Here is a 20,014-nt window from a genome sequence, read left to right on the forward strand (position 1 = left end):
CCTCATCAACGGCGCGCCCGGCACGGTGTGGACCGCACCGAACGGCAAGGCCGTCACCAGCGATGTGCTCAGCCCCTCATCCCGGGCGTTCTTCACGAAGGAACTCGCCGACCAGGGCATGAACGACGTGCTGTCCACCACGAACTGGTGTGGGGCGGACTACCCGGCCCCCGGCATCCCGCAGCTCGTCCCGTCCCGGTGGATCGCCGCCGACGGCACCGTGACCGTCGACGGGGACGCCTACCAGCACGACGTGCGCCCCTGCAACGCCAAGGCCGAGGTCACCTTCGCCCACAAGACCGGCCTGGTCTCCAACTCCGGCAGCGACGCGGGCATCGTACGGTCCCTGCCGGGCAAGAACGGCCGCAACTACATCATCGCCGTGTTCTCCAACCTGGGGAACCAGTACATCGACCCGAACCGGCCGCCGACCGCGCCGGGTGCGCACCCGGTGGCCTACAGCGAGAAGTACGCCCAGCTCGGCCTGATCATCGACAAGTACGAGGCCGCGAAGCACGGCAGCCGCTAGGCGGCTCGCCGTCGCCGCCGAGGGTTCTTCGTCACCGGCGCCACGGAGACCCTCGGCGGTCGCCGCCTGAAATCGGCCGCCCGGCGCCCGGGTCGTATGACGTCCGAGCGCCGGGCGGAGTCGTTCGTCAGCGCCGTCTGCGGCCGCGACGCCACAGCCACAGCCCGGCCGCCGCGCAGACCCCGGCCGCCGCGTAGAGCGCGCCGGGCCGTCGACCCGCGACCTGCGTCGCTTGCCGGCCGGTGCGCGCGACCGTCCGCCGCGCGGGCTCGGGAACGGCCTGCCCCACCTTGGCCACCGGCCCGGCAACCTGCTCCCGCACCTGCGGCGCCTTCTCCCGCACGGTCTGCGTCAGCGTCCCGAGGGTCCCGGTCGCCTGCTCGCGCAGGTGCGGCGCCTTCTCCCGTACGGTCTGCGTCAGCGTTCCGAAGGTGTCGGTCGCCTGGTCGCGTAGCTGCGGGGCCTTTTCCCGTACGGTCTGGGTCAGGGTCCCGAGGGTGTCGGTCGCCTGCTCGCGCAACTGGGCGGCCTTGCCACGGACCCGCGCGGGCACGTCGGCTTTCGCCGCCAGCGCCTCCACGGTCTCGCCCAGTTCTTCTCTCGTCTGCTCGATGTCGGCCTTCAGCTCCTGCCGGTCATCCGGCTTGGCCTTCCTCTCTTCGGAGCCGCCCGCCGTCGGGGAGTCGCTCATCGGGAATGCCCTTCCTTGAGATGGTCCTTGATCTCCTGCACATCGGTCTTCACGGATTCGGTGGCCTGCTCGGGCACGGGCGGCGTCGCCCGGCGCAGTCGCGACCGTCCTGCGGCGGCCAGCAGGCCGGCGATCGCCAGCAGCACCACGCCGACGATCAGAGCCGCCGCCCATACCGGCAGCGCGACCGCGAGGCCCGCGACCGCCGCGCCGATCAGCGTGGCGCCGCCGTAGAAGGCGACGGTCCCGGCCCCGCCGAACAGCCCGGCGCCGCGTCCCGCCTCCTTCCCCTTGTCGGCCAGCTCCGCCTTCGCCAGCGCGAGCTCCTGACGGACCAGCTCACTGATCTGCCGCGTCGCCCGGCTGACGAGTTCTCCGGTCGAATCGTCGTGCTCTGAGGGGGAGCCGGCCGGGGTCTTCGTGGAAGTACGGACGTCACTCGCCATGCCTGCACCTTCTCCGCGTTGACCGCTCTTCGTTCGGGGCTGGTGCGGCGGGATACCCGGAGAGCAGCCGACCTAACACGAAGCGGAGCCTGAATACGGACTCGACCGGCGTTCGTGCTGAATCGCACCGGCTCTGGTGACCCGATCGGGTCGAGCGTCAGCGTTTGAGATATACCCCGAAGAGCTGACTGAGCAGCTTGCCGACGGAAGAGTCGCCGAGCCGCTCGGTGTGGGGCTTGAACGTCCAGCCCTTCTCGGGATCGCGTTCGAGGCGGACGTCGGTCCGGAACGCCGGCAGCACCAGCGCGCCCACGCCGAGCGTGGCGGGGTCGAAGCGCTCCCGCGTCCCGGACCGGACGTCGATCGCCCGCTCGACGAGGTCGCGGGTTCCGTTGTCGGCGTCGGCGAGGTGCGGCAGCGCCGTACGGACCTGACGCGACGGCGGTGGCGGCCGGCCCTCGTCCGGGCGCTGCGGGAGATTCTCGAGGGTGCGCGCGCTCCCGAGGCAGGGGCCGGCCTGGAGGATCCGGTGGACCGCGCGATCGTGGCGGTCGTTCTCGCGAACGTCTAGGACGCGATCTGCACCGGGGTGCCGAGCGGCAGCATCTTCGCCATCTTGGTGATCACCGTGTTGCCGACGCGGACGCAGCCGTGGCTGACGGAGGTGCCGAGCGACTTGGGCTCGTTGGTGCCGTGGATGCCGATGATCGGGTCCTGGCCGTTGAACTGGGTGAGCGTCGTCGAGTAGCCGTTCAGGCCGTAGGCGTACGGGCCGTACGCGCCGTTGGGGTTCGGCGCCTGCAGCAGTTCGGTGAGGTAGTAGCGGCCGCCGGGGGTCGGGGTGTCGGCCTTGCCGATCGCCGCCGGGGTGTCGATCAGCACCTGCTTGCCCTTGTACACCTTCACGCGGTGCGCCGACTGCAGGACCTGCACCCAGTAGCTCGTCTTGGCGGTCGTGACGTCCTTCTCGGCGATCCAGCCCTGGCTGCCGTTCGGCGGCGCCGGCAGCAGGACGTGCAGCCAGCCGGGCTTGGTGCCCACCACGAGGAAGACCCGTATGACACCGTCCGGGTTCGGGTTCTTCAGCCGCATGCTCGGCTCGGCGTCCCCGGGGTTCTGGTAGATCTGCACCGTCTTCGTACGCGCCGTGGCGATCGTGCTCGGGCCGTCGCCCAACTTCGCCGAGTCGGTGGCGGCCGCCGTGGAGTTCGTGTCCGCCGCCGGGGTGCTCTTGCCCGGGTGGGCGGAGCCGCCGCCGCAGCCGGTCAGCGTGATACCGAGGGCGACGCCGATCGTCGCGGCCGCCCAGCGGGGCCGCGTCGCGGCCGTGCTGATGGACATCGGTCTCGCTCCTTAGCGAATCGCGGGTTGGATGACAGGCGGACGGCCCGGGAACGCACCGTCCCGGGCCGCCTGTGAGCGTTCGTTCGCGGGCGGGGCCTGGGATCGCGCCCTCCCGGGCCGCCTGCGAGCGTTCGTCGTGTCCGGGAACGCGCCTTCCCGGACACGACGGTCAGCCTTCGTACGTCAGCCGGTGAACTTCGGCTGCGCCTTGACCGGCGTCGCCGGGCGGGCCTCACCGCTGGGCGCCGTCGGGACCGGCGTCGGCGTCGCGGGCTTCGCGCTCGACTTGGTCGGGGTCGGGCTGGGCTTGTGCGTCACCGGCTTGCCCGGCTTGTGGGGCTTCTGCGTCGGGGTTGGCGCGGCGGCGCAGTGCTTCACGCCGAACGCTCCGTGCCGCTGCCAGACCGGCAGTCGACGGTTGTCGGGACGGTACGCCACCACGGTCACCTTGGACGCGTGGGTCGGCAGTGCGACGGCACCACCGGCGGGCGCGGGGATCTTGCTGTTGCTGTGGCCGCCCTTGTCGTCGTTCCAGGTGAACGGCACGGCGCCCCACTTGTTGGGGTTGTAGACCATCCAGTTCGGCTGACCGTTCGCGCCGCACTTGGCCTCGAGCCGAAGCGCGGGGTCCCGGTCGTTGCAGGCCCACGCGGGGGACGCGGCCAAGGTGGTGACGGCGAGAGCGGCCGCCGCACCGGCGAAAGTGAGAGTCGCCCTTTTCAGGCGCATGCAGTACCTCCAGCGAAGGGAAGTAGGTCTGAGAGCGCCGCGAGACGAAATTCATCAACGGCGCACGCGGCACCCTATCCGCCAGATAACGCTCATGTCTCACTGTTCGCCTAGATCTTTGTCATTCGCCACATTGCTCCCAGTGATCACGATATGTCGGGACGTGATTGTGACACCATGAGCGACTCGCTGAACAGCACTGATGTGACCTCGGACGACCACCACCTCCCTGACTACCAGTTTTCTCCCGCCCCAAAATTCAGTTCGATGCAGCGGCGGCTGAAAGACTCACTGCCTTGGCAGCGGCAGGTCCGGCAGTCGCGGATGCCGCAGGCGCTGGTCCTCCCCGGCGACCTCCAGGCGAAAGGCCTGTGGCGCCGGTCGGCCGGCCATGTCATAGGCATCCAGCACCGTTTCAATCCGTTCCCACAGTTTGACCGCGCCGGCCTCGCGGACCTGCCAACCGTCCCCGGCCGGAGTGAGCGTGGCAGCCGAACCGGTGACCACGTCGATCAGGTGCAGGACGTCCCCCATGACGGTCATCTGGGCGTGCGGCACGGCGCACTGCGCGAGAAAGCGAAGATGGAACGCCTGCTCGGTGGGGTCGCTGATCCGTTCGGGGCGGTGCCGGGCGACTCTTGGCCGCTCTGGCAGGTCGGCGGCCCAGTGCGTGGGATTGCCGCAGGCGGGAGCGGCGTGGGTGCGCGCTGCCATGAAAGAGACGGTGCCGGGCAGCAGCGGCCCCTGCGCGGTCTGCTCGTCGGTGACGGTGAGCAGGACACGGGCGTACCCGTACAGCCAACCACTGATCGTGAGGAGGATCTTCCCGCCCGGCCGGGTCTGGGCCAGCAAGGCGGGTGGGACGTAGCGGAAGGAGCAGGCGGTTACCACCCGGTCGACGGGTGCCTCGGGCCAGTACCCGTACAGCCCGTCGGCGACCGCGAGGGTCGGGCTGTACCCGCACCGGTGAAGGGCGGCGGCAGCTTGGTCGAGGAGTCGGCCATCGGTGTCGATGGAGGTGATGGCGTCCGAGCCGAGACGTTCGCAGGCGAGCGCCGTGGAGTAGCCGGTGCCGGTGCCGATCTCAAGGACCCTGTGCCCGTCCTGCAGGTCCGCATCGGTCCACATGCGCATCACGAGTGACGGAAGCGTGGAGGAGGATGTCGGGGCGCCCCCGTGCCGGACGGCGGGCTGTTCCCAATCGGGTTCGTCTCCGTCGAACTGCGTGATCAGCGTGGTATCGGAGTAGGCCGCACGAATCCAGCGATGGTGGTCGAGCTCGGCGGTGACTGGCTCCCACACCGTCAGGCCGTCGCTGTCCGGCCGGTCGGTGGGCAGGTAGAAGCCGGGCACGAACAGGTGCCGAGGAACCTTCTCCACCGCGGCCCGCCATCCTGGATCGAAGAGCACGCCCTCGCGGGCGAGTGACTCGGTCAGCGTCTTGCGCAGGCGGACGGCTTCACTCTCGTCGGTCGGCGTCGCCATGGAACACGGCCTCCTTCCCGCTCAGGAAGAGAGCGAACGCATCAGCGATCGCCGACGAATCGGGCAGCCAACCCCATTGGCCGTTCGGGTTGCATTCGATGGCGACCCACTGAGCGGGGTCGTCCGCCGGACCGGTGAGGGCGAAGTCGAAGCAGCCGAACACCAGCCCGAACGAAGTCAGGTAGCGCTGTAGGGCACTCGCGATGGCCCCAGGAACGGTCACCGGTGTATGGACCAGGTCGGCCCAGTCCCCGCGCCGCCAGTCCAGCGCTCCGTCCGGGGTGGTGATCTGCTGGGAGAACACCCGTTGGCCGACCACGGTCACGCGCACGTCACCCGCCTTGGGCACCTGTGCTTGGAAGAGGTGCGCGGTGACCGCGAGCGAGTCATCGAAGGTACGGGGGTCGACGCGCTGGGTCCAGATCGCACCCGCGCGCCCGTCCTGAGCGGGCGGCAGTCCGCGAAAGGTCTTGTAGACGATCGCGCCATGCTCGGCGGCGAACGCGCGTGCCTGAGCGGCGTCGTTGGTGACCAAGGTCGGCGGGATTCGCAACCCGAGCTCGGCGAAGCGCTGCAGCTGGGCCGGTTTGAAGTCCGCGCGGGTCACCATCGCCGGATGGTTGACGTAAACGGCATCCAGATTGTTCAGAATCCCGCCGAGCCCGTGCCGTGCCTCAGCGGATGCGAAGTCCCGCAGTTGAGAAGGAAGATCGGCGAACCGGAACGCATAAGGGGTGGGGCGGCGGTAATACACCGCCGCCACCTCCTCCAGTTCCACCTGCCGGCTGGGAGTCCGCAACCGTCCCCGCCACGAAGGGATCTCAGCGTCGAGCCGAGCACCGAACATCAGACCTTCCCCGATGTCGCCAGGATCGACGCGGGCAACGGGGATGCCACGCTCGTTGAGCGCACTGATCACCATGTCCGCGGTGACGTCCTCCAGGGCTGTCAGGACGAGGACGAGGTTGCTCACCGGCGCATCAGTCCGACTCGTAATCGGTCGTGTTGTCGTCCTGCCGCTGGGGCTGGGGATCCTTGCCATCGCCGCCCCCGGACATCGACGCCGTGCCCTTCGTTCGCGAGGTGCCGTGCCTGCCCATCTCGATCGATTGCCCGGCCGGATCGAAGTATCGGGCGGTCTGCGTTGACGGGTCCAGGCGCACCGACGCGTACGAAGGCGGCTCCGCAGGCAGCCGATCGGTGACCAGGCGCATCGCCCATGGCTCACCAGGTGAGATTGTCCTCATTCGTTGTGCCTCCCTTTTCTCGGGACGCCGAAGGAGCCGATCGGCTCCCCCGGAAGCAGAATCCATGGTGCTTTCAGGCTTTGGCAAGTACCGCTGTGGCGACGAGTCCCCCCGCCTGCCGTACCGCGACCGGATCCCCTCTTATCCGGACAGCCTGAATTCCCGTATGTCTGATTTCGGAGCCCCGCCTGGGCGTCGATTCTCGGAGGTGTGAGCAACGGAAGCCCGCCCAGGCGGGGAGTTCATGGACCGAACCGAGACCAGACGACCTTCCCCGCGTGCGGTGACGGATGCCAGCCGAGCCGTCCGTTCGTCAGTTCGTGAATAAGGAACAGCCCCCGGCCGGTTTCGTCGGCGTCCTCTGGATCGATGATTCGCGGCATCGTTGTACTGTCGTGGTCCCACACCCCGACCTCCACCAGGGGCCGTCCCGGACGGGCAACCCATACGTTGATCAGTGTCCTCGGGTACCGGCGGGCCGCGTTCGTGGTCAGCTCGGTCAGTATCAACCGGCCGAGGTCGCGTAGCTCCGTGAGTCCCCACGATTCGACGGCTTGGTCCACCAGGTGACGCACCAAATAGACGTTTTCCGGGCAGGCGTGCATCTCCAGGGTGAATCGGTCCGGGGGTGTCCATTTCTCTGCCTGTAGAGCCGTCATTGGGGTGCCTCGTCTTTCGCTGAAAGGCCTCACCGTCTGGGGTGATTTCGGGACTGGCTACATCGTGCACGGTTATGCATACTTACCGTGACGACTGTCGGCTCCGTTGCAGGCTCAATCGCGAACGCGCGCTATCGGGTTGTCGTCGGCGGCGAGGCGGTGAGGAGAGTGGGGATGACCGTCGGACGGGCTCCGATGCTGCAAGTGTTCGGTGGCGAGGTACGGCGATTCCGTGCCGTGGCCAGCCTTTCTCAGGATCGTCTCGCCGAGAAAGTCCCCATTTCCGGCTCTCACATCGGAAAGATCGAGCGCGGGGAGACCCGTTGCGACCGGGCCATCGCCGTCAGGCTCGACGAGATCCTCGACACGAGGGGTACTCTGCCCTCGCTCTGGGACGAGTTGGTCAAGAACGCGGCCTTCCCGGTCTGGTTCGACTGGCCACCGGTGGAGGAGCAGGCGACCCTGCTCCGGTCCTACGAGAATCAGGTCGTCTACGGCCTGCTCCAGACTGAGGAGTACGCCTCTGCCCTGCTGTACGGAGACGCGGAGGCGGTGGCGGCCCGCATCGGTCGGCAGCGGGTCCTCACCCGACAGACCCCGCCGCCGCCACGACTGGTCGTCATGATGACCGAGTACGTCCTTTACCACGAGGTGGGGGATCGGGAGATCATGCGGGGCCAGCTCGAACACCTGCTCAACCTGCCGTCCGACCGCATCTCCGTCCACATCGTCCCCGGCCCGCTTCACCCGGCTGGCACCGATGGCGCATTCGTCGTCGCTACCCTGCCGGACAGAAGCGAGTTGGCGTATATGGACACGGTGATCCGTGGACTTACCATCGACGATGTCGAGGACATCCAGGCACTGTCCGACACCTACGAGGCGATACGGTCGAGAGCCCTGCCCGTCGACGCGTCGAGGGACTTCATACGCAGGGTGTTGGAGGAGCGATGGTCGTGAAGAGCGCCACCTGGCGTAAGAGCAGTCGCAGCGGCGGCAACGGTGGTAACTGCGTCGAGCTGGCCGTCATCGAGAAGGACGCCCGGCAGAAGTAGCCCGGTCACGGGCCGGTCAGTTCAATCCGCGCGGAATGCTCGGTGAACGCGACGCAGACCGCGTCGCGTAGAGGTAGAGGTGGCCTAACCCGGTCGGCTGCACGCGTGTTGCCCGAGAGTTTCAACGCGCGGCAGTCTGGAGCAGCCATCAACGCCCTGGATCGGGGTCCTTCCTGGCGCCGAAATCCTCGGCACTGACCTCCAAGCCATTCGGCGCGGACCCGTACTGGGCGAATCGGGTAGGGGGGCTGGCTACACCTTGGTCAGGGTGTTCAGCAGGCTGGGGCCGGCCGGCGGGCGTTCCTAGCGTCGGCGGTATGAGACTTCCTGTGAGCCGACGAGCCGTCGCCATCGCGACGGCCGCCTGTGTCGCCACCGCCGGGACCGTCGCGGGCCCCGCGTCCGCGAACGCGCGGACCCGGACCGCGGCCCCGGCCGATGGCCGGGGCACCCTGGCCGCCGCCCCCGTGCGCCTCGGCGTCCTCTCGGCCGAACAGACGCGTACGGCGCTCGGCAAGGCCGGGTTCGAGCAGGCCGGTGTGCGTTACGGCGTCGAGCTCGACCGCCTCGTCTACCGCACCGTGGACACCGAGGGCCGTCCGACGACCGCCAGCGGCCTGGTCGTGCTGCCACGGAACGGCGACCGCGGGCCGCGCCTGGTGTCGTTCACCCACGGCACCCAGAGCTACAAGGAGGACGCCCCCTCGATCGGCGAGGACGACTTCTCCGCCGCCCCGGCGATGACGTTCGGGGCGGCGGGCTTCGCCGCCGTCACCCCCGACTATCTCGGGCTGGGCAAGGGGCCGGGCGCCCACCCGTGGATGGACGTCCCCTCGGAGACCACCGCGTCCCTGGACATGCTGCGCGCCGCCCGCGCGTTCATGGCGAGCCGAGGGCGGACGCCGCAGCGACGCGTGCTGGTCACCGGGTTCTCGCAGGGGGCGTCGGCGGCACTGGGGCTGGCGCGGGCGCTGCAGGACGGCGCCGACCCCTGGTACCGGCTCGGCGCGGTGGCGCCGATCAGCGGCGCGTACGCCTTCCGCGACGCCGAGCTCCCGGCGGTCCTCGCGGGCAGGGAGATCCCCCCGAAGCTCGGCGTGGCCTACACGACGTACCTGCTCGTCTCCTGGAACCGCCTGCACCACCTCTACGACTCGCCGGGCCAGGTCTTCCAGGCGCCGTACGCCGCCAAGGTGGAGCGGTTGTTCGACGGGACGACTCCCGGGCAGGAGATGCTCGCGGCGCTGCCCGGCGACCTCGACCATCTCCTCACCGCACACGGCCTCGACCTGCTGCGGCACCCGGCCGGGGCGTTCGCCGCGGCGCTGCGGGTGGCCGACGCGACCTGCACCGGCTGGGTGCCGCGCGTACCCGCCCGGCTGTACTACGCCACCGGCGACGAGCAGGCGGTCACCGCCAACACCGACCGCTGCCGGGCGGCGTTCCGCGCGAATGGTGCCGACCTGCCGACGATCGAGCTCGGTCCGATCGACCACCAGGGCTCCCGGCACCTCGGGACGGCGGTGAGCGGCACCGCGGCGATCGTCGACTGGTTCAGCCGCCTGCCCGCCTGACCCGCCCTATGGGCTCGTCTCGTCCGGCGGCGCGGCCAGCGGCCTGAGCGCCCGCAGCAGCGCCGCCGGGTCGGGCGCCCGGCGGAAGAACTCCGCGTCGGCCGCCTCCACCGCCTCGACCGCCGCCCGCGCCACCTCCGCGCCCCGCTCGGTCACCCGGAGCCGCCTGGCGCGGGTGTCGGCGGGGTCGACCCGGCGCTCGACGAGACCCTTGTCCTCGAGCTTGCGCACCACCTGCGACGTCATCTTGATGTCCGTGGCGGCCCGCCGGGCCACGGTGAGCTGGTTCGGCTCCTCGCCTTGGGCGTTGAGCCACCAGGTGGTGGCCAGCAGGACGAACTGCACGTGGGTCAGGTCGAGCGGGGCCAGGGCCGCGGTCATCTCCCGCTGCCAGCGCAGCGTGACCTGCCAGAGCAGGAAGCCGGGGCTCTCGTCGGGATGGTGCGTCATCGGCCCTCGGCCAGCCGGACGAGCGCCGCGACGGTGTCGGGGAAGTCCGCGGTGATCGCCGGGCCGAGCTCCGGTCCGACCTGGTCGGCGGCCGGTCCGTCGATCTCCGTGCGGTAGACGATCCGGCTCCCGCCGTCGCCGAGCGGTTCGACGCGGTGCGTCGTGGTGACGACGAAGTCGCCGGCGTCCAACTGGTCGACGAACAGCGCGTTCTCCGCCACCTCGACGACCTTCAGCACGACCGGTTCGTCATCGGGCGGCGTCATGGTGATCCGCGCTCCGACCGCGAACGGTCCGTCGATCTCGACCTTCTCGATCTCGGCGTTCCACGTGCCCCAGCCGGGCACGTCGGCCCACAGTCGCCACACCGTCTCCGGAGAAGCGACCGTCTCGGCGGTGTGCTCGTACTCCCACATGACCATGCTCCGTTCCTCGGTCGGCGGTCCGTGATTTATTCTACGCACAGATGATCTGCGCGCTCAATAAATTCGCGGCGGGGTGCCGCGACCGGTCCCAAAGGGGGCGATTACTCGTGGGCCGGGGCTGTAGCGCTCAGGGCGGCGTACTGATCGCCCCATGTGAAACGACGTCGACTACACGGCCTCGGAGCTCGGGCGTGAGCGCAGGTCGAGCATCATGTCCAGCGATCGGATGCCGTCCGGGCGGGTGAACGAGCCGATGTGCTGGAAGCCGTTCTTCTCGTAGAAGCGGATGGCGCGGGCGTTGTCGGCGAGGACGCCGCCCCACAGGATGATCCTTGTCCTGCCGAGGCGCCGTACGATCTCCGTCACGAGCGGGAAGGCCAGCGTCCCGACCTTGCGGCCCTGGTAGGCGTCGGCGAGAGTAGGGCCGAAGCGGCAGTCGGTCGTCTCGGTAAGGCGAATGCCGGCCGCGCGGTAGCGCGCGAGGTCCCCCGCCGTGATCGCGAGGCTGAGTTCGAAAAGGCCGATGATCGTTTCAGCGGCCGCGTCCTCGAGTACCAGCCGAAGCTTGTCATAGCGCGCGATGGCGGCGCACAAATCCCGGGCCGCCGCCAGGCCGTATCCGTCGAACGTGCTGAACCGCCGCGACTCGGCGGACAGTCCGCGTAGGAAGACGGCGAGCCGTTCGGTGTCGGCGTGGGTGAGCGGCCGGAGGACGGCCGTCGAACCATCGCTCAGGTTCATGCGGTACGTCAGGACACGGGGGTCCTCGGCGATCTTCGTCAGTGTGAGCATCCGTTCTTTCCTGCCACTCAACGGGGTCTACACCGGCCGGCCCCTCCGGGTCCGGACAACCGGTAAAGAGACCTCACACATCCAGTGGCCGGTGGTGCTCCAGCCGGTGAGGCGGCGGGCGGTCGGGGCGCTGTCGTCGTCCAGGCTGCCGCCGACGAGGACGTGCCGCAGCCCGGCGAGCACCGGCGCCAGCCGCCGTACGACGTGCTCCGGGTGGCGTCGGACCTCCTCCTGGATCCCGGCGATGACGGTGATCTGGTCCTCCAGGCCGCACAGCGACAGGAAGAACACCACCTGCCGCCACGCGTACGCGGCGTCCTTGATGACACCCAGCGGGTACCGGTCGCCCTCCACCCGGGCGGTGAGGCCGCACACGGTGGTGAACGCCCGGCGGGCGAGGTCCGCCCAGCCTCCGGCCGGATCCACGCCGATCGGGTGGACCAGCGCGGCGAGGTTGTGCGTCGTGAGGATCTGCGCCTGCTCGATCACCTTGCCGTTGGCCGCCACCCACGAGCCGCCCGCCACGTCGCCGGCCCGCGCACGGCAGACCGCGGCGAACCGGGCGGGCTCGGGCAGCCCGCGGACCGCCGCGTAGTCGATCCCGTAGTACCGGTCGTAGAGCGTGCCCTCGAGGAGGTCGGCGGCCAGCCGGGCGGCGCGCGGGAACTTGGGGGAGAAGGCGCCCATGAAGATGTCGGCGGCCAGCTCTTCGGTGAACGGCACGTCCAGGCCCGCCTGCCGGGACAGCGTGGACAGCTCCCGGACCAGCGGATTCGGCAGGATCGTGCTCGGGAAGCCCTGCAGCGCCAGCTCCCCGAGGCGTACGAGCGCGGTGCGCGCCGAGCCGCCGCCCCGGGTCGCGGAGCGGTACGGCGTCACCGCGCCGACCCAGGGCAGCTCCTCGAGCCGGACCTGCCGCTCCAGGTTCAGCAGGAGCAGGGACCGCCGGTTGCGGAACGCGCGGTACGTCGCGGCCATCAGCGCGCCCAGCGTGGTGTCCTCGTACGCCTCGGCGGTGGTCGCCGCGACCAACTGGGGAACGAGCTCGGCCAGCACCTCGGCCGACGTGACGATGCCGCGCTCGACCAGGGTGGCGATCGGGGCGCTGAGCGCCCGTTCGACGATCCGCCGCAGCGCGTCCGGGACCTCGGCGCCCGCGGGCGCCCCCGTACGGGACTCCTCCTCGGTCACCGGCCGGACCACCGCGTCGACCGAGGGCAGGCCGGCGTCCGGCGGCAGGTCCGCCAGCCGCGCGACGAGCACCTGGGCCAGGACGTGCATCGCCGGGCGGGAGGCGTTGACGGCCTGGGCGGTACGGAGCGCGACGTGCCGCGCCGACCCGGGAACGCCGCGCCGGCGGACCATCGAGTCGACCGCGTGCCGCAGCAGGCCGCGCAGCCGCGGATCGAGCTCGCGTCCGGCGACCGCCTCCTCCAGCGCGGTGCGCAGGATCGCGAGGTTCTCCTTGGGGCGGCGATGCTTTGTGCACAGGGTGTGGACAGTGGCGAGCTCCCGGTACCGCGCGAGCAGGTCGGCGCCGCGCTCCCGCCAGCCGTCGGGCTCGGTGACCGCGACGCGCCCGGACTCGACCGTCTCCAGCCAGTGCGTGAGGAGTTCGTCGGCGAACGGGTTCCAGACGGTGAGCGCCTCGTTCATCGCCGCGACGGAGTGGTTCGGGCGGCGGCCGCCGAGCGCGGCGCGGACCTCGCCGACCGTCTCGCGGTGCACGACCTCACCGCCGGACGCGATCGCACCGCCGGGTGCGGCCGCGCCATCGGATGCGGACGCACCGCCGGATGCGGACGCGTCGTCGGACACGGACACGCTGCCCGGCGCGGACCCGGTGGTCGGGCGTGGGGTGAAGCGGAGCCGGTCGGCGAAGGGGTGGATCTCCTCCAGCAGCGTGAGCGCCGCCGGGCGGTCGCCCGCGCGCAGCAGCCACGCGACCGTGAGCAGCGCCGCCTCCTCCGGCACGGCCACGTCGTACGCGCCGCCGTCCAGCAGCGCGTACAGCTCGGCCAGGCCCGCGTCGGTCAGGTGGTGGCGGAACAGCGCGTACCGGTCGGCGGGCACGCCGACCCGGCGGGCGGTCTCGACCTCGTGCGGCAGGAGGGGACCCCCTGCGGCGGCCTCGCCCGTGGCGAAGCCGCCGCGCATGACCTGCGGGGTGACCCAGGCGGGGAACCCGGCGACCGGCGTCCGCGACCCGACCGTGACGGTGCCGTCCGCCATGCCGGTCAGCACGCGCTCCCAGCGGTGCACGCGCTCCTCCGCGCGCCGCCGGGTCTCGTCGTCCTCGTGACTCGACGCGGTCGTGAACGCCTTCGCCAGCTGCCAGGAGGGGTACCCGGCGCCGACTCGTACCTCGGGAGGAACCATGCCGGCGTGGCGGGTACCGCCCCCGCGCCCTCCGGGTCCCAAGCCCGGTGCTCTGTCTGACTGAGCTACACGCCGATCGTCGCCTCAGCGTAGGAGCCGAGACGACAACGGAATACCGCCGGCGTGGCGGGTGCCGCCCCCACGCCCTCCGGGATAAAAGCCCGGTGCTCTGGCTGCTGAGCTACACGCCGATGCCCCGGAGGGTACGGGCGGGGGAATCACGTCGGCAAAGAATTATTCAGCGCACGGTCGGCGGGAGCAGGTCGTCCGGCAGGCCCTGGAAGGCGACCGGGACCTGGAAGCGCCGGATCGCGGCGGTGCCGACGGACGTGTGCAGCGGCGCCGTCGTCGCGGGCCAGGGGCCGCCGTGCTGCATCGACCGGTTCACCGCGACGCCGGTGGGCCAGCCGTTGTACACGACCCGGCCGACGTGCCGGGCCAGCTCGGCGACGAGGCCGCGCGCCAGGTCGGCGTCGGACGGCTCGGCGTGCACGGTCGCGGTGAGCGAGCCGGGCACGGCCGCGACGGCGGCGCGCAGCTCTTCCTCCGAGGAGTACTCGACGATGACCGAGGCCGGGCCGAAGCACTCTTCGGTCAGCTCGGGTCGCGCCGCGAACTCCTCGGCGCTCACCGCGAACAGGTGCGCCCCCGTGCCCTCCGCCACGGTGCGCGTGGCGCCCGCGAGGCGCTCGACGCCGGTGCGGAACCCGTCGGTGATCTGCGGCGTCAGCAGGGCCGGCGCCGCGACCGCCGCGACCGCCTCCGAGAGCACCGGCTCCAGGCCGTGCCCGGCGGGCAGGAACAGCAGGCCCGGCTTGGTGCAGAACTGCCCGGACCCGAGCGTGAACGACCCGACGTAGCCGCGCGCGATCTCCTCGCCGCGGGCGGCGACCGCCGCCTCGGTGACGAAGACCGGGTTGATGCTGCCCAGCTCCCCGTAGAACGGGATCGGGTCCGGACGGCTCGCGGCGGCGTCGAACAGCGCCCGCCCGCCGCGTACGGAGCCGGTGAACCCGGCCGCCCGGATGTTCGGGTCGTTGATCAGGGCCATGCCCGCGTCGAACCCGTGCACCAGCGCGAACGTCCCCTCGGGCGCGCCCGCCTTGACGAGGGCCTCGGTGACGATCTCGGCGGTACGGGCCGACGTGCGCGGGTGGCCGGGGTGGGCCTTGACGATGACCGGGCAGCCGGCCGCCCAGGCCGAGGCCGTGTCGCCGCCCGCGACCGAGAACGCGAACGGGAAGTTGCTCGCGGCGTACACCGCGACCGGCCCGATCGGCAGCAGCGCCCGGACGAAGCCGGGCTCGGCGACGTCCCGCTGGAAGCCCTCGCCGCGCGCCTCGCCCGCCAGCAGCCGCAACTGCCCGGTGGTACGTTCCACCTCGCCGCTCAGACGGGTGGTGCCGAGCGCGGTCTCGGCGTCGGCCAGCGGCACGAGCTCGTCGGCCGCGGCCTCGAGGGCGTCGGCGACGGCCTCGAGCAGCGCGGCCCGGTCGGGCAGCGGCAGCTCCGCGAGGGGGCGCGCGGCCTTGGCCGCGGCGACGCCCAGCGCGGCGACCGTCTCGGGGGACGTCTCCGGCACGCCCGGCTCCAGGCGTTCGCCGGTCCGGGGATCGACTCCGTACAGCAGCGTCATCACACGTCTCCGTCGGTGGGGAAGCGGTTCAGGGTGCCGGGCAGGCGGGAGCCGAGCGGGGACATGCCGCCGTCCGCGCCGAGACGCTCCAGGATGTCCAGCGCGAGACGGCCGCGGTGCACGCGCTCGCGCATGGCGTTGACGGCCAGGTCGCGCAGGTGGCGGCCGACCGGGTAGATGCCGGGCATGTTGCGCAGGCCGAACTTCAGGTAGATCGGCGCGCCGCAGCGGATCAGCTCGGCCGCGTCGTACAGCCGGACGAACCCGCCGAGGTCGTCGGGCGCCTCGACGTAGAAGTCCATCGGCGCGGCGCTCTGCGCCCGCAGTTCGGCGATCTGCCCGATCGTCAGGTCGCTGGGCACGTTGATGGAGTCGCCACCGAGCTTCTCCCAGATCGCGTACGCGGCCGGGTTGACCGGCCCGACCAGCGCCGAGACCTTGAAGGTGACGTCGGCGGGCAGCACGCCGGCCGCGCGCAGCCGGTGCAGCGTCCACAGCACGCCCTCGTCGGCGACGAGCAGGCAGCGGACGCCGAGGGCGACGGCGCGCTCGGCCTCCTCGACGCACTGGGCGAGCTGGTCGCGGCCGCGGGCGCGCGGCCCGGAGCCGCCGGACGACGCCTTGACGCCGGCGCCGACGTCCCAGGTGCCGCGCGGGCCGACGAACAGGCACAGCTCGATGTGGCGCTCCTCGCACGCCTTGACCATCTCGGTGATCTCGGCGTCGGTGAGCATCCAGATGCCGCTGCCCTGGCTGATGCGGTGGACCGGCACCTCGAGGCGGTCGATCTCCTCCAGCGCGGCGGCCAGCACCTCCGGCCCCTCGCAGGAGGGCAGCTCGGTGCGCCAGCTTCCGCCGTCGGGGAACCGGGCCTCCGATCCGGCGGGGGCGCCGCCGCGGGCGGGCATGCCGAGCCGGTCGAGCAGGTGCTCACCGGGATACCGGGAAACGCTCATTCTGGGGTACTCCTAGGGCTTCAGGATGATCTTGCCGACGTCGTCGCCGCCCCGGCCGAGCAGCGCCACCGCTTCGGGGTAATCCTCCAGCGGCAACTCGTGTGTGACCAGGGGGCCGAGGTCGAGCAGTCCGGCGGTGAACGCCCGCACCGCGTGCGCCCAGGCCGCCGACGAGGCGCCGAACACGCTGGTCACGGTGAGCTGACGGCCGACGATCATGGCCGGGGACAGCATCTCCGGCTCCACGCCGGGAATGCCGGTCAGCACCAGCCGGCCGCCCTTGCGCACCTGCCGGGCGGCGGCCGCCGCCGAGTCGCGGGCGCCGGCGGTCTCCACGACGACGTCGAGGTCGAGCTCGCCGAGCTCGTCCGGGTGGAAGTAGGCGGTCGCCCCGCCCGCCCGCGCGACCGGCTCGCGGCCGGCGCGCGGGTCGCTCACGACGAGCTCGGCGGGGGACGAGGCGGCCAGGAGCTGGATCGTGAGCAGGCCGAGCGTGCCCGCGCCGACCACGCCGACCCGCTCGCCGGGAAGCGACGCGGCGCGGAGCACGGCCGCGGCGGCGACCGCCGCCGGTTCGAGCAGCACGGCGGCCCGCAGGTCGGTGCCCGGCGGCAGCGGGTGCAGCAGCCGGGCCGGCACGACCAGGTGGTCGGCGAACGCGCCGGGCCGGGTGAACCCGATCTCGTCGTACCCGGCGTGGCACAGGTTCGTGTCGCCCTCGCGGCAGCGGACGCAGGTCTGGCAGCTCACGAAGCCCTCGCCGACCGTCGGCAGGCCGGTCAGCGCCGGGTCGACGCCGGGACCGGTCGCCACGATCGTCCCCGACCACTCGTGGCCGGGGACGACGGGGAAGGAGCAGTACGCCTCCGGGCGGCCGCCCTCGTACAGCTCGCGGTCGCTGCCGCAGATGCCGGCCGCGGCGACGCGGACGAGGACCTCGCCGGGGCCGGGCACGGGCACGTCTCCCTTGATCAGCCGGTGCCGGCCCGGCCGCTCCAGGAGGATGGACCGGCTCACTTGGTCCTGGCCGGGTCGCGGTAGTGCCAGTCCTCTTTGAACAGGTTGAAGTTGGCCTGCTGGCGGGGGAACTCGGCGAGCGCGTCCAGGTCGAGCTCGACGCCGAGGCCGGGGGCCTCGGGGAGCGAGAAGTACCCGTCGACGACCTCCGGCAGTCCGGGGGCCACGCCCTTGATCGCCGAGTCGGCGAAGTCGTTGAAGTGCTCCTGGATCTTGAAGTTCGGCGTGCAGGCCGCCAGGTGCAGGTTGGCCGCGGTGAGCACCGGGCCGCCGACGTTGTGCGGGGCGATCAGGGTGTAGTGCGTCTCGGCGGTGGCCGCGAGCTTGCGGGTCTCCAGGATGCCGCCGATGTGGCCGACGTCCGGCTGGATGATGTCCACGGCCTGCAGTTCGAAGAGCTCGCGGAACTCGATCCGGTCGTGGATGCGCTCGCCGGTCGCGATCGGCAGGTCGGTGTGCGCGGAGACCTTGGCGAGGGCCTTGAGGTTCTCCGGCGGGCAGGGCTCCTCGAGCCAGCTCGGGTTGAATGGCGCGAGCAGGCCGGCCAGCCGGATCGCGGTCGCCGGGGAGAACCGGCCGTGCATCTCGACCAGCAGCTCGGCCTCGTCGCCGATGGCGTCGCGGACGGCCTCGACGAGGCTCACCGCGCGCATCGTGTCGGCGTGGTCGAGCTCCATCGTGCCGGTGCCGAACGGGTCGAACTTGAGCGCCTTGTACCCGCTCTCGATCACCTTCCTGGCCGCGTCGTGGAACGCCTCGGGGGTGAGGTCGACGGTGTACCAGCCGTTGGCGTACGCCTTGACCTTGTCGCGGACCTTGCCGCCCAGGAGCCGCCACACGGGCTGGCCGAGGGCCTTGCCGACGATGTCCCAGCAGGCCATCTCGACGCACGCGATCCCGGACATCACGATCTCGCCGGCCCGGCCGTAGTCGCCGTACTTCATCCGGTGGACGAGGTCCTCGATGTCGAAGGGGTCGGAGCCCTTGATGTGGTTGATCTCCGCCTCGGCGAGGTAGCCGATGAGCGCGTCGGTGTGGCTGAGCATCCGCGCCTCGCCGACGCCCGTGAGCCCCTCGTCGGTATGGACCTGAACGAACGTCAGGTTGCGCCAGGGCGTGCCGGCGACATGTGTCGAGATTCCGGTGATGCGCATGTGAAGCAACGCTCCTCTTGGTACGGGCCGGAGGCGGGCCGCGATGACCTCCCGGAAGCCGGATGTTACCGGTCACATGGACAAAGTCAATGGCCGAGCCGTGGTCCGGGCGTTGCAGAACTGTGTCTTGACATCGGATTTGTGACCGGTAACACTCCCGACACAGCAGTGGGAAACCAGGCCGTAATACCGGCGTAACCGCCCAGCCCCACCCCAAAGGTGAGACATGAGAATCACAAAGCTGGCCACGATGGCCACGGGCCTGTTCATGGCCCTCAGCGTGACCGCGGCGTGCGGTTCGAGCACCAAGACCGTCGACAAGAAGGGCTCGGACGCCGGTTCGGCCAAGGGCGCGCTGATCGGCGTCACCATGCCGACCAAGTCCTCCGAGCGGTGGATCCACGACGGGGACAACCTCAAGGCCTCGCTGGAGAAGCTGGGCTACAAGGTCGACCTGCAGTACGCCGAGAACGACATCCCCACCCAGGTCAACCAGATCGAGAACCAGATCACTCGGGGCGCCAAGCTCCTGATCATCGCCTCGATCGACGGCACCGCCCTCAGCACGCAGCTGCAGGAGGCGGCCGACAAGAAGATCCCGGTCATCGCGTACGACCGGCTGATCCGCAAGACGCCGAACGTCGACTACTACGCGACCTTCGACAACTACAAGGTCGGCGTCCTGCAGGCCACCTCCCTCCTCGTCGGCCTCGGCCTGAAGAAGGAGGACGGCTCCGACGGCACCGCCAAGGGCCCGTTCAACATCGAGGTCTTCGCCGGGTCGCCGGACGACAACAACGCGACGTTCTTCTACAACGGCGCGATGGCCACCCTGAAGCCGTACATCGACAAGGGCACCCTGGTCGTCAAGAGCAAGGAGACGGACTTCAAGACCGTCGCGATCCTGCGCTGGGACCCGGCCACCGCGCAGAAGCGCATGGAGGACCTGATCACCAAGGCCTACACCGGTGGCACGAAGGTCCAGGGTGTGCTGTCCCCGTACGACGGCCTGTCGATCGGCATCCTGTCCGCCCTCAAGAGCGCCGGCTACGGCACCTCCGGCCAGCCGTACCCGGTCGTGACCGGCCAGGACGCCGAGCTCGCCTCGGTCAAGTCGATCATGAAGGGTGAGCAGTACTCCACCGTCTACAAGGACACCCGCCAGCTCGCCGCGGTGACCGTCAAGATGGCCGACACCGTCCTCAAGGGCGGCAAGCCCGAGGTGAACAACACCAAGGACTACAACAACGGCGTCAAGGTCGTTCCGTCGATGCTGCTCCAGCCGGTCGTGGTCTACAAGGACAACGTCCAGAAGACCCTGGTCGACACCGGCTACTACACGGCCCAGCAGCTCCAGTAGCGGGTCACGGGCGGGCGGCGCCGTCGGCGCCTTCCGACCTGCTGGCCATGGACGACATCGTCCGGCTCGAGGCGCTCGCGTTCCGG

Annotated in this window: 22 protein-coding genes and 2 tRNA genes; 6 read left to right on the forward strand and 18 right to left on the reverse strand. The window is 70.8% G+C overall.

From position 1 onward, the window contains the following. A partial coding sequence (locus AB0K82_RS04720) for a hypothetical protein (protein WP_364392739.1) occupies positions 1-529 on the forward strand: 529 nt, incomplete at its 5' end. Between the two features lie 127 nt (positions 530-656). Here the strand turns inward: AB0K82_RS04720 and AB0K82_RS04725 are convergent. Together AB0K82_RS04725 and AB0K82_RS04730 are read right to left on the reverse strand one after the other, a co-directional pair. Then, the gene (locus tag AB0K82_RS04725) at positions 657-1,220 is read right to left on the reverse strand and encodes a DUF3618 domain-containing protein (protein ID WP_364392741.1); all 564 of its coding nucleotides are present in this window, start codon (positions 1,218-1,220) and stop codon (positions 657-659) included. Further along, the gene (locus AB0K82_RS04730; RefSeq protein WP_364392743.1) at positions 1,217-1,666 is read right to left on the reverse strand and encodes a phage holin family protein; all 450 of its coding nucleotides are present in this window, start codon (positions 1,664-1,666) and stop codon (positions 1,217-1,219) included. The genes AB0K82_RS04725 and AB0K82_RS04730 overlap by 4 nt, the downstream gene beginning before the upstream one ends. A 229-nt stretch (positions 1,667-1,895) precedes the next feature. Here AB0K82_RS04730 and AB0K82_RS04735 point away from each other — a divergent pair, with 229 nt between their 5' ends. Beyond that, positions 1,896-2,237: a hypothetical protein gene (locus AB0K82_RS04735; RefSeq protein WP_364392745.1), complete on the forward strand. Its 342-nt coding sequence runs from the start codon at positions 1,896-1,898 to the stop codon at positions 2,235-2,237. On the opposite strand, the gene AB0K82_RS04740 is transcribed toward AB0K82_RS04735, so the two are convergent. The 6 genes from AB0K82_RS04740 to AB0K82_RS04765 all read right to left on the reverse strand — a co-directional run bounded on the left by AB0K82_RS04740 (position 2,234) and on the right by AB0K82_RS04765 (position 7,130). Continuing rightward, a complete protein-coding gene (locus AB0K82_RS04740) occupies positions 2,234-3,007 on the reverse strand; it encodes a L,D-transpeptidase (protein WP_364392747.1) in 774 nt (257 codons plus the stop codon). The two genes, AB0K82_RS04735 and AB0K82_RS04740, sit on opposite strands and share 4 nt — an antisense overlap. 186 nt (positions 3,008-3,193) lie before the next feature. Continuing rightward, positions 3,194-3,739: a hypothetical protein gene (locus AB0K82_RS04745; protein ID WP_364392749.1), complete on the reverse strand. Its 546-nt coding sequence runs from the start codon at positions 3,737-3,739 to the stop codon at positions 3,194-3,196. Between the two features lie 288 nt (positions 3,740-4,027). Next, on the reverse strand, positions 4,028-5,224 hold the full coding sequence (gene tgmC, locus AB0K82_RS04750; protein ID WP_364392751.1) for an ATP-grasp peptide maturase system methyltransferase: 1,197 nt from the start codon (positions 5,222-5,224) through the stop codon (positions 4,028-4,030). Continuing rightward, positions 5,199-6,197, reverse strand: a complete 999-nt coding sequence (tgmB, locus tag AB0K82_RS04755; protein WP_364392753.1) for an ATP-grasp ribosomal peptide maturase — start codon at positions 6,195-6,197, stop codon at positions 5,199-5,201. Before tgmB ends, tgmC begins: the two co-directional genes overlap by 26 nt. Positions 6,198-6,204: 7 nt before the next feature. Beyond that, the gene (locus AB0K82_RS04760; protein ID WP_364392755.1) at positions 6,205-6,438 is read right to left on the reverse strand and encodes a putative ATP-grasp-modified RiPP; all 234 of its coding nucleotides are present in this window, start codon (positions 6,436-6,438) and stop codon (positions 6,205-6,207) included. 275 nt (positions 6,439-6,713) lie between these two features. Further along, positions 6,714-7,130 (reverse strand): ATP-binding protein, encoded by a 417-nt coding sequence (locus AB0K82_RS04765; protein ID WP_364392757.1) that lies wholly within the window; start codon positions 7,128-7,130, stop codon positions 6,714-6,716. An 87-nt stretch (positions 7,131-7,217) separates the two neighbouring features. Here AB0K82_RS04765 and AB0K82_RS04770 point away from each other — a divergent pair, with 87 nt between their 5' ends. The 3 genes from AB0K82_RS04770 (at position 7,218) to AB0K82_RS04780 (ending at position 9,759) form a co-directional block, all read left to right on the forward strand. Then, a complete protein-coding gene (locus AB0K82_RS04770; protein ID WP_364392759.1) occupies positions 7,218-8,090 on the forward strand; it encodes a helix-turn-helix transcriptional regulator in 873 nt (290 codons plus the stop codon). Next, positions 8,087-8,185 carry a DUF397 domain-containing protein gene (locus AB0K82_RS04775; RefSeq protein WP_364392762.1) on the forward strand — a complete coding sequence of 33 codons (99 nt, stop codon included), beginning with the start codon at positions 8,087-8,089 and terminating at the stop codon, positions 8,183-8,185. Before AB0K82_RS04770 ends, AB0K82_RS04775 begins: the two co-directional genes overlap by 4 nt. Positions 8,186-8,502: 317 nt before the next feature. Next, entirely contained in the window at positions 8,503-9,759 is a 1,257-nt protein-coding gene (locus AB0K82_RS04780; protein ID WP_364392764.1) for a hypothetical protein, read from the forward strand. 6 nt (positions 9,760-9,765) lie between these two features. On the opposite strand, the gene AB0K82_RS04785 is transcribed toward AB0K82_RS04780, so the two are convergent. The 10 genes from AB0K82_RS04785 to AB0K82_RS04830 all read right to left on the reverse strand — a co-directional run bounded on the left by AB0K82_RS04785 (position 9,766) and on the right by AB0K82_RS04830 (position 18,568). Next, positions 9,766-10,209, reverse strand: coding sequence for a MarR family winged helix-turn-helix transcriptional regulator (locus tag AB0K82_RS04785; RefSeq protein WP_364392766.1), 444 nt, complete (start codon positions 10,207-10,209; stop codon positions 9,766-9,768). Next, on the reverse strand, positions 10,206-10,631 hold the full coding sequence (locus tag AB0K82_RS04790) for an SRPBCC family protein (protein WP_364392768.1): 426 nt from the start codon (positions 10,629-10,631) through the stop codon (positions 10,206-10,208). The genes AB0K82_RS04785 and AB0K82_RS04790 overlap by 4 nt, the downstream gene beginning before the upstream one ends. A 171-nt stretch (positions 10,632-10,802) precedes the next feature. Next, positions 10,803-11,426, reverse strand: a complete 624-nt coding sequence (locus tag AB0K82_RS04795; protein WP_364392770.1) for a GNAT family N-acetyltransferase — start codon at positions 11,424-11,426, stop codon at positions 10,803-10,805. Between the two features lie 27 nt (positions 11,427-11,453). Then, positions 11,454-13,805, reverse strand: a complete 2,352-nt coding sequence (locus tag AB0K82_RS04800; protein ID WP_364392772.1) for a transcriptional regulator — start codon at positions 13,803-13,805, stop codon at positions 11,454-11,456. Position 13,806: 1 nt separating this feature from the next. Then, positions 13,807-13,880 (reverse strand) — tRNA-Pro (locus AB0K82_RS04805). A gap of 43 nt (positions 13,881-13,923) precedes the next feature. Next, positions 13,924-13,996, reverse strand: a tRNA-Lys gene (locus AB0K82_RS04810). 47 nt (positions 13,997-14,043) lie between these two features. After that, complete coding sequence (locus tag AB0K82_RS04815) at positions 14,044-15,441, reverse strand: aldehyde dehydrogenase (NADP(+)) (protein WP_364392774.1); 1,398 nt, start codon at positions 15,439-15,441, stop codon at positions 14,044-14,046. Beyond that, positions 15,441-16,397 carry a hypothetical protein gene (locus AB0K82_RS04820; protein ID WP_364392776.1) on the reverse strand — a complete coding sequence of 319 codons (957 nt, stop codon included), beginning with the start codon at positions 16,395-16,397 and terminating at the stop codon, positions 15,441-15,443. Before AB0K82_RS04820 ends, AB0K82_RS04815 begins: the two co-directional genes overlap by 1 nt. Before the next feature lie 12 nt (positions 16,398-16,409). Beyond that, a complete protein-coding gene (locus AB0K82_RS04825) occupies positions 16,410-17,414 on the reverse strand; it encodes an alcohol dehydrogenase catalytic domain-containing protein (RefSeq protein WP_364392778.1) in 1,005 nt (334 codons plus the stop codon). Continuing rightward, positions 17,411-18,568, reverse strand: coding sequence for a mandelate racemase/muconate lactonizing enzyme family protein (locus AB0K82_RS04830; protein WP_364392780.1), 1,158 nt, complete (start codon positions 18,566-18,568; stop codon positions 17,411-17,413). Before AB0K82_RS04830 ends, AB0K82_RS04825 begins: the two co-directional genes overlap by 4 nt. A 226-nt stretch (positions 18,569-18,794) precedes the next feature. On the opposite strand from AB0K82_RS04830, the gene chvE reads away from it, so the two are divergent. Further along, on the forward strand, positions 18,795-19,928 hold the full coding sequence (gene chvE / locus AB0K82_RS04835; protein ID WP_364392782.1) for a multiple monosaccharide ABC transporter substrate-binding protein: 1,134 nt from the start codon (positions 18,795-18,797) through the stop codon (positions 19,926-19,928). The last annotated feature ends 86 nt before the right edge of the window (positions 19,929-20,014 follow it).

It is taken from the genome of Actinoallomurus sp. NPDC052274 (assembly GCF_040679475.1).
In the GTDB taxonomy this organism is placed as follows: domain Bacteria; phylum Actinomycetota; class Actinomycetes; order Streptosporangiales; family Streptosporangiaceae; genus Actinoallomurus; species Actinoallomurus liliacearum.

Coding starts and splice junctions, on each gene's coding strand:
- AB0K82_RS04725 (WP_364392741.1), bottom strand. CDS start 1,220: ATGAGCGACTCCCCGACGGCGGGCGGCTCCGAAGAGAGGAAGGCCAAG.
- AB0K82_RS04730 (WP_364392743.1), bottom strand. CDS start 1,666: ATGGCGAGTGACGTCCGTACTTCCACGAAGACCCCGGCCGGCTCCCCC.
- AB0K82_RS04740 (WP_364392747.1), bottom strand. CDS start 3,007: ATGTCCATCAGCACGGCCGCGACGCGGCCCCGCTGGGCGGCCGCGACG.
- AB0K82_RS04745 (WP_364392749.1), bottom strand. CDS start 3,739: ATGCGCCTGAAAAGGGCGACTCTCACTTTCGCCGGTGCGGCGGCCGCT.
- tgmC (WP_364392751.1), bottom strand. CDS start 5,224: ATGGCGACGCCGACCGACGAGAGTGAAGCCGTCCGCCTGCGCAAGACG.
- AB0K82_RS04760 (WP_364392755.1), bottom strand. CDS start 6,438: ATGCGCCTGGTCACCGATCGGCTGCCTGCGGAGCCGCCTTCGTACGCG.
- AB0K82_RS04765 (WP_364392757.1), bottom strand. CDS start 7,130: ATGACGGCTCTACAGGCAGAGAAATGGACACCCCCGGACCGATTCACC.
- AB0K82_RS04780 (WP_364392764.1), top strand. CDS start 8,503: ATGAGACTTCCTGTGAGCCGACGAGCCGTCGCCATCGCGACGGCCGCC.
- AB0K82_RS04785 (WP_364392766.1), bottom strand. CDS start 10,209: ATGACGCACCATCCCGACGAGAGCCCCGGCTTCCTGCTCTGGCAGGTC.
- AB0K82_RS04790 (WP_364392768.1), bottom strand. CDS start 10,631: ATGGTCATGTGGGAGTACGAGCACACCGCCGAGACGGTCGCTTCTCCG.
- AB0K82_RS04795 (WP_364392770.1), bottom strand. CDS start 11,426: ATGCTCACACTGACGAAGATCGCCGAGGACCCCCGTGTCCTGACGTAC.
- AB0K82_RS04800 (WP_364392772.1), bottom strand. CDS start 13,805: ATGGTTCCTCCCGAGGTACGAGTCGGCGCCGGGTACCCCTCCTGGCAG.
- AB0K82_RS04815 (WP_364392774.1), bottom strand. CDS start 15,441: ATGACGCTGCTGTACGGAGTCGATCCCCGGACCGGCGAACGCCTGGAG.
- AB0K82_RS04820 (WP_364392776.1), bottom strand. CDS start 16,397: ATGAGCGTTTCCCGGTATCCCGGTGAGCACCTGCTCGACCGGCTCGGC.
- AB0K82_RS04830 (WP_364392780.1), bottom strand. CDS start 18,568: ATGCGCATCACCGGAATCTCGACACATGTCGCCGGCACGCCCTGGCGC.
- chvE (WP_364392782.1), top strand. CDS start 18,795: ATGAGAATCACAAAGCTGGCCACGATGGCCACGGGCCTGTTCATGGCC.